Below are 12,671 nucleotides of genomic sequence, written 5' to 3'. Positions count from 1 at the left end.
CATCCGGTTCGCGTGAAGAAAACGCGTCCGAACAACAACCTGAAGCCTTTCCGGTGAACCGGGGTTAGCCGGAAAGGCTTCAGGCGGGCACCACTATGCACGCCGGGCCGGGGAAGAACATGACACGGGTCAATTGCCGGCTTCGTACCGCCGGCGGGCTGGCGCCCGCTGGCTCAGGCGGCCGGACTTCAGGAAATCCCGCGCTCGCGCATCAGCGTCACCACGGCGGCGCGCAGCTCCGGCATGCCGGTACCCTCGCGCGAGGAGGTCGGGAACACCACCGGAAACGCCGCCGGCCGGCGGGTGAGCGCGGCCTGCGTCTCCTCGAGGCGGGTGGCGAGCTCGGCCGTCTTCAGCTGGTCGGCCTTGGTCAGCACGATGGCGTAGGACACCGCCGCCTTGTCGAGCCCGTCGAGCACGCCGAGGTCGATCGGCTTCAGCCCGTGGCGGGAATCGATCAGTACGAAGACGCGGGCGAGATTGGCGCGGCCGCGCAGATAGGCGTGGATGGTCGCCGTCCAGGCGTCGACCTTCTCCTTCGGCGCCTGCGCGAAGCCGTAGCCGGGCATGTCGACCAGCGTCAGGTCCGGCCCGAGGCCGAAGAAGATCAGCTCCTGCGTGCGGCCCGGCGTCACCGAGGTGCGCGCCAGCGCCTTGCGGCCGGTCAGCGCGTTGACGAGGCTCGACTTGCCGACATTGGAGCGCCCGGCAAAAGCGATCTCGATGCCGCGCATCGCCGGCAGCGTGTCGATGGTCGGGGCGGCGGTGAGGAAGTTCCACTCGCCGGCGAACAGCTTGCGGCCGGCCTCGATGAGGGCGGCCTGCTCGGCGGCGCGGGCGGCGTCCTCGGGGGAGGTATCGGCGTTGGGAATGTCGGTGCTCATGGCCCGCTTATCCGCCGCCCGGCGCCGTTGCGCAAGCCGTTGCGGCCGCGCGAGCGCCGATCAGAAGGTGATCCGCCGCAGAATGCCGTCGCGATCGACCAGCTGGTGCTTCAGCACGGCCAGCACATGCAGGGCCAGCAGCGCCAGCAGCGCATAGGCGAGCACCTCGTGCAGGAGCTGCAGCCGGTCGAACAGCGCCTCGTCCGGTCCGACCGGCGCCGGCAGGGTGAACAGTTCGAACGGCCGTGTCGGCAGGGCCAGCGGCGAAGAAGCCGCCATCAGCCAGCCGCTCGCCGGCACGGCCAGCATCAGCGCGTAGAAGCCCAGATGCGCCGCCTTCGCCGCCTGCCGCTCGAGGCGGGAATGCTCGACCGGCGGCGGCGTGGGGGCGAGCCGGGCGAGGAGGCGCAGCGCCAGCAGTGGCAGCACCAGCAGCCCGTAGGATTTGTGCCACTGATAGAGCGCGAAGCTGGTGCCGAGATCGCGCTGGACATGCGTCATCGACCAGCCCACCGCCAGCAGCGCCAGTATGAGCGCCGCCATCAGCCAGTGCAGCAGCCGCAGCGGGAGACTCCAGTGGCGCGGTGCCGTCATTGCGAGCCGTCCGCATGCGCGGCGACGATGATGCGCACGTCGTCGGCGACCAGCGGCAGGCCGGCGGTCATGCCGTAGCGCGAGCGCCGCACGCCGAACTCGGCGTGGAAGCTGAAGCCGCGCCCGCCGTCGCGCTTGACCTCGACGGTGAAGCTCTCCGGCCGCGTGGTGCCGAGCAGCGTCATGTCGCCGCTCACCCGCACCGAGCTGTCGTCGAGCTTCTCCACCGAGGTGGAGGTGAAGCGGATGTCGGGATAGCGGTCGGAATCGAGGAAGGCGGGGCCGCGCACATAGGTGTCGAGCGCCGGCGAGCGGGTGTCGAGCGAGGCGGAGGCGACGGAGAACCGCACCGAGGAGCGCTGCGGCCGGTCGAGGTCGATCGTCAGCCGCGAGGTGAAGCGGCGGAACACGCCATGGGTGAGCGGGTAGCCCTTGGCGCCGATCTCGAAGGCGATCTGGGTCTGCGACGGGTTGATGCGATAGGGCTCGGCGCGCAGCGGTAAGCCCGCCACGAGAAGCAGGGCGGCGACGGCGAAGCCTTTCACAGTGACCTGCCGCATCGGATCACCTCAGGGCGGAACGCCTCGGGACCGGGCCGGCATTCTATACCCGCCCTGTCCGGGTGGCGAGGCGGATCGCGCGGATGTGTGCCCATGGCGGGCGGCGCGCCGGGCGGCGCAAACGAAAACGGCGGGAACCGCCGCCTGGCCGTTCCCGCCGTCCGTGTCGTTTGCCGTGCCGGCCGGGTCGCTAGCCCGTTCCGGCCTTCTTCCGGCCGAGGCGGAAGGTGCTCTTGAAATTATCCCAGAGCTCCACCTTCACGCCGTTGCGGCGCATGATCACCGATTGCTGCAGCACCGAGAGGGTGTTGTTCCAGGCCCAGTAGATGACGAGGCCGGAGGCGAAGGACGACAGCATGAAGGTGAAGATCAGCGGCATCCAGTCGAAGATCATCTTCTGGGTCGGATCCGGCGGGGCCGGGTTGAGCTTCATCTGCGCCCACATGGTGCAGCCCATGATGATCGGCCAGATGCCGAGCATCAGGAAGTGGCCGATCATCGGCACCTGCGAGGGATCCCAGGGGATCAGCCCGAACAGGTTGAACAGGGTGGTCGGGTCGGGCGCCGAGAGGTCCTTGATCCAGCCGAAGAACGGCGCGTGCCGCATTTCGATGGTGACGAACAGCACCTTGTAGAGCGCGAAGAAGACGGGGATCTGGATCAGGATCGGAAGACACCCGGCGATCGGGTTGATCTTCTCCTTCTTGTAGATCTCCATCATCTCCTGCTGGAGCTTGGTGCGGTCGTCGCCATAGCGCTCGCGCAGCGCCTGGATCTCCGGCTGCACCGCCTTCATCTTCGCCATCGAGGCGTAGCTCTTGTTGGCGAGCGGGAAGAAGATGCCCTTGATCAGCACGGTGACCACCAGGATGGCGATGCCGAAATTGCCGACCAGGTGATAGATCCAGTCGATGACGACGAAGAGCGGCTTGGTGATGAAGTAGAACCAGCCCCAGTCGATCAGCCGGTCGAAGCGGTCGATATTGTACTGCGCCTGGTAGCCGTCGACGAGGCGCACCACCTTGGCGCCGGCGAACAGCCGGCCGTCGCGGGTCGCCTTGGCGCCCGGCTCGATGGTGACGGCGTCGCCGAGGAAGTCGGTCTGGTAGGTGAGGTCGTTGCCGTTCTGGGCGGCGGAGAAGCGCGCCTGCACCTTCTCGGCGGAATCCGGGATGACGGTGGTCGCCCAGTACTTGTCGGTGATGCCCAGCCAGCCGCCGGTCGAGTTGAAGGTCTCGGTCTTCCGGTCGGCGATGTCCTTGTACTTGATCTCGTGCAGGCCGCCCTCGGAGGTCACGCCGATCAGGCCTTCATGCAGGATGTAGTAGCCGAGCGTGTGCGGGGTGCCGTGGCGCGAGACCAGCGCGAAGGGATGCAGCGCGACGGCGGCAGCGCCGTTGTTCTCCACCTCGTCGACCACATGGAACATGTAGTTGGCGTCGATGGAGAGGGTGCGGCGGAAGATCTGTCCTTCGCCATTGTCGTAGGTGAGGGTGAGCGGGGTCTCGGTGGTCAGCTTGGCGCCTTCGGGGGCGGTCCACAGCGCGTCCGGGGCCGGCAGCTTCACATTGGAGCCGGAGGCGGCGACCCAGCCGAATTCGGCATAGAACGGGTTCGGCCCGCCGGAGGGCGAGAGCAGGGTGATGATCGGCGAGTTCGGCTGCACCGTCTCGCGGTAGTTCTTCAGCGACAGGTCGTCGATGCGCCCGCCGCGCAGCGACACCGAGCCGGTGACGCTCGGGGTGTCGATGGCAACGCGCGGCGTGCGGGCGAGGGCCTCCTCGCGGGTCATCGCCTTGGCGGCGACCGCAGCCGGCGCGGGAGCGGAGGCATCGGAGGGCGCGCCCGGTGCCGCCGGGGTGGCCGCCTGCTGGCCCTGCTGCGCCGCCTGCTGCTGCTGCGCCTGACGCTGGGCCTCCATTTGCGGGATGCCCGAGAAATACTGCCAGGCCAGCAACACCGCCATCGACATGACGATGGCGACGATCATGTTGCGGTTTTCACTCGTCATGCGCAGTCTCTCCGTCGGCGTGCGCGGTCGCCTGCACGGCGGCTGAAGCCGCGGCAGGTTGGGGCCGCGCGGGCGGGTGCCGGCGCCGGTTCCCAGAATGGAGGCGGGTTATGCCCCGCTCGATGTCGTTTATGAGGTCGGTGAAGCGCGTGGAAAGCGTGGCGCGTCGGGCGACGATCACATAGTCGAAACCAGGCCGTGCCACGTGGGGCAGGGCGGCGCGCACGGCTTCACGCAGGCGGCGCCGGATGCGGTTCCGCTCGACGGCATTGCCGTGCTTCTTGGTGACGGTGAGACCGATGCGCGCGGCGCCGTCGTCGGCGCGGTCACGGGCCTGCAGCAGCAGCGGCCCGGAATTGGCCCGGAGCCCGCCGGCGGCGGCGAGGAAGTCCTTGCGCTTGACGAGCCGGTCCATAAGGGCGCCGTTCCTCAGGCGAGGGCGAGGCTGACCCCAGCCCGTGCCATCTCAGCCCTCTCGACCAGAGACAGGATGACCGCGGCGGCAGGCGTCGCGGTCATGTCAGGGATCGGATCAGGCCGACAGGCGCTTGCGGCCATGCGCGCGGCGGGCAGCAATGATCTTGCGGCCGTTACGGGTCGCCATGCGCGCACGAAAACCGTGGCGGCGGGCGCGCACGAGCTTGCTCGGTTGATAAGTGCGCTTCACGGGTGTCTCTCCGCAGTCTGGTTATGCCGCCCGGGACCGGATTGCCCCCCTTGAACGCGGGCCGCGACAAAGGTGCGGCACTCTTGCGTCAATATGGGAGACAGCCCGGCCGCCAGGGCAGCCGAGGTTCGGAGGCGGCTTATAGGGGGATGGGGCAGACAAGTCAACGCGGCAACGCTGCCTTTGCCGCGAGTTCCGCCGCGACGCGCGCGGCGCACCGGCGTGCGTCTCTCCTACCCCCGCGGCGGGCGGTGCGCCAGTCACGCAATTCCCGGTACCGTGCGCGGCGTACGCGCCGGCGGCGCGCCGCATGTCCGGTGTCGATCCTGCCATATTCCCGCCTGCCATGTTCCCGACGCCGCGCCGGCCGCCTCCGGTCGCCGACCGGCCGGCGCCGTCGCCGGATCGAGGCCGGGGAGGGCTGCGAGGACCGATTCTCTCGGTCTGCGGCGGTGCGGCGCCCGCCGGGGCCGCCGCACCGCCTTCGCGCCGGCGGCAGGTATTGTCCGGCGACAGGTGTTGCCCGGCCGTCAGTTGCGGGGCATCGCGCGGTGCGCGGCCTCGCCACGGCCGCAATCGATCTTATATGCTTTCACGATTCCGTGCGACGCGCTCGTCCATGCGACGCGCGCACGCGTCTCGGGTCCGAATGACGGACCGTGACCAGACAAGGCTGCGATGACGACGCCTCTCGATGCCGCTGCGCCTCCGGCTTCGCTCTCCGAGCGCACGCTGCCGCCCGTCGCGGCGGCGGCGGAGCCTGCCGTGCGGGAGCCGGTCGTGCCCCGGTTCTCCCGCCATCTCGGCCTGTCCGGCAAGCTGCTGGCCTTCACCGTCGCCTTCGTGGTGCTGGCGGAACTGCTGATCATCGTGCCGTCGATCGCCGCCTATCGCGTCAACTGGCTGTCGGACCGGCTCGCCGCCGCCCGCACCGCCGCGCTGGTGCTGGACGCGGCGCCGCAGGAGATGGTGCCGCCCGACCTCACTCGCGAGCTGCTGGGCAGCGTCGGCGCCATCACCGTCGCCCTGAAGCGCAACGACACCCGCCGCCTGCTCGCCTCCACCGACATGCCGCCCGAGGTCGATCTGCATGTCGATCTGCGCGACGTCTCGCCGTGGCAGGCGGTGACCGAGGCGGTGGACACGCTTTTCGCGCCCGACGGGCGCATCATCCGCGTGGTCGGCACCCCGCCGCGGCTCGGCGGCTTCGTCGAGATCGTCATCGACGAGACGCCGCTGCGCAAGGCGATGCTGCGCTTCACCCGCAACCTCGTGCTGGTGTCGCTGATCATCGCCGCGCTGACCGGCGGACTGATCTATCTCGGCCTCGCCTGGATGTTCGTGCGGCCGATGCGCCGGCTCACCCAGCGCATGGTCGCCTTCCGCGAGGCGCCCGGCGCGCTGCCGGCGGCGCTCGATCCCACCGCCCGCATGGACGAGATCGGCCAGGCGGAGCGCGAATTCACCGAGATGCAGCGGCAGATCCGCGAGACGCTGCAGCAGAAGAGCCGGCTGGCGGCGCTGGGGCTCGCGGTCTCCAAGATCAACCACGACCTGCGCAACCTGCTCGCCTCGGTGCAGTTGCTTTCCGATCGCCTTGCCATGATCCGCGATCCCGCCGTGCAGCGCTTCGCCCCCAAGCTGGAGGCGGCGCTCGACCGCGCCATCGCCTATTGCGAGCACACGCTCGCCTACGGCAAGGCGCAGGAGCCGCCGCCGGAGCGGCGGATGGTGGCGCTGGCGCCGCTGATCGCTGACGTGCAGGCGACGCTGGGGCTCAGCCCCGAGGACGGCGCCGCCATCGGCTGGGTGGACTCGGTTGAGCGCGGCCTCAAGGTCGACGCCGATCCCGACCAGTTGTTCCGCGTGCTGCTCAATCTCTGCCGCAACGCGGTGGAGGCGCTCGCCGCCCGTGCCCCCAACGACCCGCTGCGCGACCAGATCCGCGTCACCGGCCGCCGCGAAGGCTCCGCGGTGGTGGTCGAGGTCGCCGATACCGGCCCCGGCGTGCCGGAGGCGGCGCGGGTGCATCTGTTCGAGGCCTTCCAGGGGTCGGCGCGGCGCGGCGGCACCGGCCTCGGCCTCGCCATCGCCGCCGAGCTGATGCAGGCGCATGGCGGCGAGATCCGCCTGGTGCCCGGCACGATCGGCGCCACCTTCCAGCTGCGCATCCCCGACCGTCCGGTCGATCTCGAGGCTCACCGGGCGCTGCGGTCGCATGGCTGACCGCGCGCGGGCCCTCCCGCTTCTCCTGTGCCGGTCGGTGATCGGCCTGATCGGACGTATCGTCCTGATCGTCCACCTCACCATCCTGTCCGGAGTCGCCATGGCCGACCCTGTCAGCGTCTCCGGCACGCGGATTCTCGTCGACGGCAAGCCCTTCCCGGTTCGCGGCGCGGCGGGAGAGGACCAGCTGGCCGAGCTCGCCGTTCTCGGCGCCACCACGGTGCGCACCTATGGCGGCGATCCCGGCCCGGTACTGGAGGCGGCGCGGCAGGCGGGACTGAAGGTGATCGTCGGCCTGTGGGTCGAGCATCCGCGCCGCGGCGTCGACTATGCCGACCGCTCCTTCGTGGACAGGCAGCTCGGCGAATTTCGCCAAACCGTTGAGAAATATAAGGATCATCCGGGCCTGCTGATGTGGGGCATCGGCAACGAGGTGGAATCGGAGCTGGCCGACGATCGCGCCGTCTGGCCGGCGATCGAGGAAGTGGCGGCGATGGTGAAGGCCGTCGATCCCGCTCATCCGCGCATCGCCGTGCTGGCCGAGACCGGCGCCGACAAGGTGGCGAAGCTGCGCGCGGCGGCGCCGAGCATCGATGTTCTCGGCATAAATGCCTATGGCGACGCGCTTTATTCCGTCGTCGCCCGCGCCCGCGACCAGGGATGGACAGGTCCGGTCGTCATCACCGAGCTGGGCGCGCGCGGCCAGTGGCAGGCCGCGACGGCCCCCTGGGGCGCGCCCTTCGAGCTGACCTCCACCCAGAAGGCCATCGAGCTGCGGCGCTACATTGCGGCGCTGGAGAAGCAAGAGGTTGGGATCATTCTGTTTTTGTGGGGCTGGAAGCAGGAGGTGACGCCGAGCTGGCACAGCCTGCGCCTGCCTTCCGGCGAGTGGACCGAGGCGGCCGAATCGATGGCGGAGGCGTGGAGCGGCCGGACGACGGACGGCAACCATGCCCCGCGCATCGCCGCCCTGCGCCTCGTCGCCAACCCGTCGCAGCCCTATGCCAGCGTCGCGGCTTCCGAGGCGTGGGAAGTGGAGCTGGCGGCGAGCGATCCCGACGGCGACCCCTTGGACATTCGTTGGATCGTTCGCGAGGAATCGCGCATCCGCACCGTCGCCGGCGATTTCGAGCCGGATGCCGAGATGGTGGCCGGCGCCGCCGTCGCGACGCGGGACGGAGCGCGGGTGCGGGCGCTACCCATTGGAAAATATCGGCTTTTCGTCGAGATCCGCGACGGGCGCGGCGCGGCCGCGACGGCGAATCTGCCGTTCGAGGTGCGATGAGCGCGCCGTTCCGTCATCGTGGCGCGCGGAAATTTTTCCACAGGCGGATCGGCTTTCCCTGCGATCCGTTGTGACAGGGATGTTGCATTGCCTGCGGAAACGGGGTAGCTGACGGGCCTCTCGCGAGGGGTAACGCCTCCGCGACGAAGGCCAGCGGGTTTCACGACCCCGGCCGGGCGCCCGTAGCTCAGCTGGATAGAGCACCAGACTACGAATCTGGGGGTCAGAGGTTCGAATCCTTTCGGGCGCGCCATTATTTTCAAGGACTTAGCTGGATTTCACCGTTTCAAACACGTGAGCTGAAACGGTTTTTGAAACGGTTTTCGCGGTCCGATACGTTTCTCCCGCCGTCTTTTCGCTACGGGACGAAGCGCTCCCCCAGCCGATGCACCTGAACAACGAGACCTAAAAGTGGGCGCGCAGAAGTGCTGCCAGCCTCGCCGCCGCATGCGGCCGCCCGCACAGACGCGCCTTTGTGCCGCCCGCACCGTTGGCCACGTCGGGTTGGCGGCCCAGTCGAGGGCGGGGATCGGCGTCGGACGCCGTGTCTAACTCGCCGGTCGGTGCGGAGGTGCCGTTCTCGATGATCTACTCGCCTCGCAACGACAACCCGTTGGTGTGAACTTTGCTCAGCCTCACACGGAAGATGGTCCGGGAGCAGGCTGCGACGCGCTGATGCTCGCAGCGCCGCCAGCCGCGCGGCACGCCTTGGCGAATTCGCGATCCGTGGCGATGAAACGCTCCAGCATCGGCACGATGAGCTTTGCTGGATCCGGGACAGGCTGGCCGGTTTCCCGAGCGAGCACCTCGGCGTAGGCGACAAGATCGCGGTGCAGCGCGCCGGGCAGCGACAGCGCCACCTTCACCGGCTTGTCGTTGGCGATAGGTCCGAGCTTCAGCTTCGCCATGGTCAATACCTGTAGGGTTCGAGCACGAGGTCGCGGGCCACCATGACCTGCACCGGGAATCCCGGCCGGATGGTCAGGGTGGGCGCGACCTGCAGCTGCCGGCGGATGATTTCCTGCCCGGCATCGTTGATGGTGTCCTGCGCCCCGCTTTGGAGCGCCTGGATCAGTTCGTCCTCATCATCCATGGCGAGCTCGGCGCTGACGGAAAGCAAGGTCGAGAGGCCGACCGCCTTGGCGAGATCCCACCAGTGCATGTCGACGCCGTCCTCAAGGCCAGCATAACCCTGCGCATCCGTGCCGGGCTGGCGCTCGAGCACGATGGAGCGGCCATTGGGGAGGATCAGCCGGTTCCAGACCAGCAGGATGCGGCGCTGTCCGAAGCCGACGCCATTGTCGTACTGGCCGAGCAGCTTCGTTCCCTGCGGGATGATCAGAATGCGGCCGGTCGGGCTGTCATAGACGTTCTCGGTCACCTGCGCGCTGATCTGGCCGGGCAGGTCTGAGCGGATACCGGTGATGAGCGCAGCCGGTATGACGGCGCCCGCCTGCAGCACATAGGGCGACGCCGGTGCCATGACGCGATCGGATGCGACCACGCGCCGATCCACAGTGGCATTGAGGAAGGCGAGCTGGCGATCCTGGGGTGAGGACGTGCCGCCCGTTCCCGCCTAGCCAGGGCTGCTGAAGCCGGAAGCACTCGCCCCCGAAGGCGCGCTCGCGCGAGCCTGCGCCGCCTGGAAGAATACGCGGCTGGTCCGCGCGGCTTCCTGTTCCGCCAGACGCCGCTGCTGCTCGGGATCGGCCTGTGGCGCCGTCATTGTCGGCGGCACGACGGGCTGGCCGCGGTTCTGTGCATCAAGGATCGGCCGGCCGAGGTCGCCAGGTAGCGGCGGTCCAAGGATGGGGCCGGTGTAATCCCGCGGCAGGCCGGCAAGGCCATCGGCGGTGGAGCGGTTCTGCGTGGAGTAGAGCTCCTCACCACCGGTGCCTTTGTCGCGCCCCTGCAGTGCATAGATCAGGGCGCCACCAATGCCGATGCTGACGACTAGCCCGGCACCGGCCATCACCTTGCGGGAGAGACGTGTGACGCGCGGCGGCTCGGGACGCAGCCGCATGGCGGCGGCGCGATCGGTGTTCGGAGCGGCGAGATCGACCTCAAAGTCATGATTGTCGGGGTTGCTCATGATGCCGGCCTCCCGTCCGTCCGCTCGATCCGCACCTTCTGCGGACGCTCGCCGCCACCGAGGCGAAGCTCGGCGGCACCGAACAGCCGGTCGACGATCAGGATGTTCTGGTGGATGCGACTGTTGACGATCTGGGGTTCGCCATCGGCGCCGATGACGAAGAGCGGCGGCATCTCGCCCTGAAGGACCCCGCGCGGGAATTCGACATAGACCTTGCGCCCGTCGTCATAGACGGCCATCGGCCGCCAGGGCGGCGTGTCTCCGGTGAGCGCATAGCGGTAGTTGCGGGCGGCGAAGCTCGGAATGACCGGGGCCGGCGGAATACTGGGGCGCTGCGCTCCCGGAACCTGCGGATAGGCCCAGGCGACGGCCGGCATATAGGGCGTCTCGCCGGCGCGCAGCTCGATCATGTAGCTGCGCCGGTCGGTGGTGATGACGAGGTTGGTGGCGATATCCGCCCGCGTCGGTTTCACCAACACATGCACGCGCCGCCTCGCTCCCTCGCCGCTCTCGGTGTCGCCGATGATCCAGCGGGCGGTATCGCCCGCCGCGATCGGTCCACTGCCAGTCAGGCTCTCACCCGGCTCCAGCGCGATATTGGTGATCTGGCCGGGCGCCGCATAGACTTGATAGAGCGCGCCTTCGCTCCAGGGATAGATCTGAATGGCGTTGTAGTATCCCTCGCGGCGCGGCTCCACGCGGGCCGCCGCATTGGCATTCTCTACGCGGGCGACGGGTGTTTTGGCGTCCGTGCCGCCCTTGGCCGGCGTCCAGGCGGGCGGCGTGTGGAGCGGGCGCGGACGCTCATCCGTGACAACGGCGGGCACTACTGGCAGCGCCGGCACGTCACTGTCGTAGCTGATCTGCGGCGGCTTCGGTGCCGAAGCGCATCCAGCAAGCGCGGTCGCCGATAGCAGGAGCGCCGCAAAGGCAGAGTGGCGGAAAGCCGGAGATGCGGGTTTACGGCACGACGTTTTCACTGGCTCAACTCCCGCGACCAGCTGATGGCGTTGACATAGATGCCGAGCGGGTTGGTGCGCAGGCGCTCGGCATCCTGCGGCGGCTGGATCACCAATGTCAGGATCGCGCTCCAGCGCTCGGTGGCGGCGAGCTGACCGTTCTCGTACCGTCGTTCGACCCAGGCGACGCGGAAGGAATCCGGGGAGGCCCGGATCACGCTGGAGACCTCGACGGCGATCTGCTGCTTGCCGACCCGGGTAAAAGGATCGTTGGCGCGGGCGTAATCGTTGAGCGCGGCAGCACCCCGATCGGTGGTGAACTCATAGGCCCGAAGCCAGTTCTGCCGCACGATGACGGGATCCGCCGGCAGGCTGCGCACCTGCTCGATGAAACGGGCGAGATGCCAGGCGATCTGCGGATCGGTTGGGCGATAATCGCCGGTTGCAGGCCCTACGGCCTGCGTCTGTCCAAGACGATCCACCTCGACCACCCAGGGCACGACGGTGCCCCGCGTCGACTGCCAGATCAGCGCCGAGGCAAAGCCGGCCGAGAGCAACAGACTGCCAAAGGCCATCAGTCGCCAGTTCTTCGCCTGCACACGGGCCGAGCCGATGCGCTCGTCCCAGACCTGGGCCACCTTCTGATAGGGCGTGACGGGCTCGGGCGAGGTGCCGTAATGTGTCGCGGGTCGCTTGAAGAGGCTCATGAGCGGTCGCTCTCGCTGAGGGAGACGGAAGAGCCGCCGGCATGGCTGTCACCGGAGTGCACAGCATGGGCGGCGGCGGAGACGCCATGGCGAAGCGATTGGCCGCGCTTCATGTGCTTCGCCCAGTCGGGCACGTCACCGGCCGCGGAAGCCGATGCCGTGCCGTTGACGGCGTTCGCCAGCGGGGTCACGGCTGCGGAGCCCGCGGCGCGTGCGACGCTCCCTAGTCCCGAGGCGACACTCGCCATGCCGGACTGGCCTCCCGCGCCGATGCTGTAAGCAGTCGCACCGCCCCGCGCCGCGGCCGCTGTCGCGGAGAGCGCCGCCCCACCGCCTCGGACGGCGAGGCTGGCCGCACCGCCGGCCGCCATCAGCGCGCCACCGGCGGCGAGGCCCGTGCCGACCGCGGCCCCCGCGCTCAGCTGCGGGCCGCCGGAGACAAGGCTCGCGGCAATGCCAGGGCCGAAGATGCCGAGACCGAGAAGGGAAAGAGCAGCCAGCACGATGGCCATCGCGTCGTCGATGGTCGGCGTCTGCCCGCCAAAGCCGGCGGTGAACTGGCCGAAAAGGGTGGAGCCGATGCCGATGATGACCGCGAGCACCATGACCTTGATGCCGGAGGAGACGACGTTGCCCAGCACCCGTTCGGCCATGAAGGCGGTTTTGCCGAACAGGCCGAAGGGGAT

The 12,671-nt window shown here is 68.9% G+C and carries 12 protein-coding genes, 1 tRNA gene and 1 pseudogene; 3 read left to right on the top strand and 11 right to left on the bottom strand.

Going from position 1 to position 12,671, the window contains the following annotated elements; genetic code table 11:
• Window positions 1-188: 188 nt before the first annotated feature.
• From yihA to rpmH, 6 genes are all read right to left on the bottom strand, one after another.
• Window positions 189-884 carry a ribosome biogenesis GTP-binding protein YihA/YsxC gene (yihA, locus tag KHC28_RS14555; RefSeq protein ID WP_214009092.1) on the bottom strand — a complete coding sequence of 232 codons (696 nt, stop codon included), beginning with the start codon at window positions 882-884 and terminating at the stop codon, window positions 189-191.
• Window positions 885-944: 60 nt separating this feature from the next.
• The gene (locus tag KHC28_RS14550) at window positions 945-1,478 is read right to left on the bottom strand and encodes a cytochrome b (protein WP_214009091.1); all 534 of its coding nucleotides are present in this window, start codon (window positions 1,476-1,478) and stop codon (window positions 945-947) included.
• Entirely contained in the window at window positions 1,475-2,038 is a 564-nt protein-coding gene (locus tag KHC28_RS14545; protein WP_214009090.1) for a YceI family protein, read from the bottom strand. Before KHC28_RS14545 ends, KHC28_RS14550 begins: the two co-directional genes overlap by 4 nt.
• Window positions 2,039-2,228: 190 nt before the next feature.
• Window positions 2,229-4,049 (bottom strand): membrane protein insertase YidC, encoded by a 1,821-nt coding sequence (yidC, locus tag KHC28_RS14540; RefSeq protein WP_214009089.1) that lies wholly within the window; start codon window positions 4,047-4,049, stop codon window positions 2,229-2,231.
• Entirely contained in the window at window positions 4,039-4,464 is a 426-nt protein-coding gene (rnpA, locus tag KHC28_RS14535; protein ID WP_214009088.1) for a ribonuclease P protein component, read from the bottom strand. The genes yidC and rnpA overlap by 11 nt, the downstream gene beginning before the upstream one ends.
• A gap of 117 nt (window positions 4,465-4,581) precedes the next feature.
• The gene (gene rpmH, locus KHC28_RS14530; RefSeq protein ID WP_213340341.1) at window positions 4,582-4,716 is read right to left on the bottom strand and encodes a 50S ribosomal protein L34; all 135 of its coding nucleotides are present in this window, start codon (window positions 4,714-4,716) and stop codon (window positions 4,582-4,584) included.
• Between the two features lie 678 nt (window positions 4,717-5,394).
• On the opposite strand from rpmH, the gene KHC28_RS14525 reads away from it, so the two are divergent.
• The 3 genes from KHC28_RS14525 to KHC28_RS14515 all read left to right on the top strand — a co-directional run bounded on the left by KHC28_RS14525 (window position 5,395) and on the right by KHC28_RS14515 (window position 8,480).
• Window positions 5,395-6,942, top strand: a complete 1,548-nt coding sequence (locus tag KHC28_RS14525; RefSeq protein WP_214009087.1) for a sensor histidine kinase — start codon at window positions 5,395-5,397, stop codon at window positions 6,940-6,942.
• Window positions 6,935-8,227 carry a glycoside hydrolase 5 family protein gene (locus KHC28_RS14520; protein ID WP_246564847.1) on the top strand — a complete coding sequence of 431 codons (1,293 nt, stop codon included), beginning with the start codon at window positions 6,935-6,937 and terminating at the stop codon, window positions 8,225-8,227. Before KHC28_RS14525 ends, KHC28_RS14520 begins: the two co-directional genes overlap by 8 nt.
• A 176-nt stretch (window positions 8,228-8,403) precedes the next feature.
• Window positions 8,404-8,480, top strand: a tRNA-Arg gene (locus KHC28_RS14515).
• Between the two features lie 382 nt (window positions 8,481-8,862).
• On the opposite strand, the gene KHC28_RS14510 is transcribed toward KHC28_RS14515, so the two are convergent.
• The 5 genes and pseudogenes from KHC28_RS14510 to KHC28_RS14490 all read right to left on the bottom strand — a co-directional run.
• Window positions 8,863-9,135: a DUF2274 domain-containing protein gene (locus KHC28_RS14510; protein WP_214009086.1), complete on the bottom strand. Its 273-nt coding sequence runs from the start codon at window positions 9,133-9,135 to the stop codon at window positions 8,863-8,865.
• 2 nt (window positions 9,136-9,137) lie between these two features.
• Window positions 9,138-10,319, bottom strand: a pseudogene (locus tag KHC28_RS14505) (TraB/TrbI/VirB10 family type IV secretion system protein).
• Window positions 10,316-11,299, bottom strand: a complete 984-nt coding sequence (gene trbG, locus KHC28_RS14500; protein WP_214009085.1) for a P-type conjugative transfer protein TrbG — start codon at window positions 11,297-11,299, stop codon at window positions 10,316-10,318. Before trbG ends, KHC28_RS14505 begins: the two are co-directional and overlap by 4 nt.
• Entirely contained in the window at window positions 11,296-11,985 is a 690-nt protein-coding gene (gene trbF / locus KHC28_RS14495; protein ID WP_214009084.1) for a conjugal transfer protein TrbF, read from the bottom strand. The genes trbG and trbF overlap by 4 nt, the downstream gene beginning before the upstream one ends.
• The coding region (locus tag KHC28_RS14490) for a type IV secretion system protein (RefSeq protein WP_214009083.1) at window positions 11,982-12,671 on the bottom strand (690 nt) is incomplete at its 5' end. The genes trbF and KHC28_RS14490, both read right to left, overlap by 4 nt.

The organism is Ancylobacter sonchi, from assembly GCF_018390695.1.
Lineage (GTDB): Bacteria > Pseudomonadota > Alphaproteobacteria > Rhizobiales > Xanthobacteraceae > Ancylobacter > Ancylobacter sonchi.
This window is presented reverse-complemented; position numbering and strand designations above follow the sequence as displayed.

Excerpts from the sequence above, each read along its gene's own strand:
- yihA (WP_214009092.1), bottom strand. The coding sequence starts at position 884 with ATGAGCACCGACATTCCCAACGCCGATACCTCCCCCGAGGACGCCGCC.
- KHC28_RS14550 (WP_214009091.1), bottom strand. The coding sequence starts at position 1,478 with ATGACGGCACCGCGCCACTGGAGTCTCCCGCTGCGGCTGCTGCACTGG.
- KHC28_RS14545 (WP_214009090.1), bottom strand. The coding sequence starts at position 2,038 with ATGCGGCAGGTCACTGTGAAAGGCTTCGCCGTCGCCGCCCTGCTTCTC.
- yidC (WP_214009089.1), bottom strand. The coding sequence starts at position 4,049 with ATGACGAGTGAAAACCGCAACATGATCGTCGCCATCGTCATGTCGATG.
- rnpA (WP_214009088.1), bottom strand. The coding sequence starts at position 4,464 with ATGGACCGGCTCGTCAAGCGCAAGGACTTCCTCGCCGCCGCCGGCGGG.
- KHC28_RS14525 (WP_214009087.1), top strand. The coding sequence starts at position 5,395 with ATGACGACGCCTCTCGATGCCGCTGCGCCTCCGGCTTCGCTCTCCGAG.
- KHC28_RS14520 (WP_246564847.1), top strand. The coding sequence starts at position 6,935 with ATGGCTGACCGCGCGCGGGCCCTCCCGCTTCTCCTGTGCCGGTCGGTG.
- KHC28_RS14510 (WP_214009086.1), bottom strand. The coding sequence starts at position 9,135 with ATGGCGAAGCTGAAGCTCGGACCTATCGCCAACGACAAGCCGGTGAAG.
- trbF (WP_214009084.1), bottom strand. The coding sequence starts at position 11,985 with ATGAGCCTCTTCAAGCGACCCGCGACACATTACGGCACCTCGCCCGAG.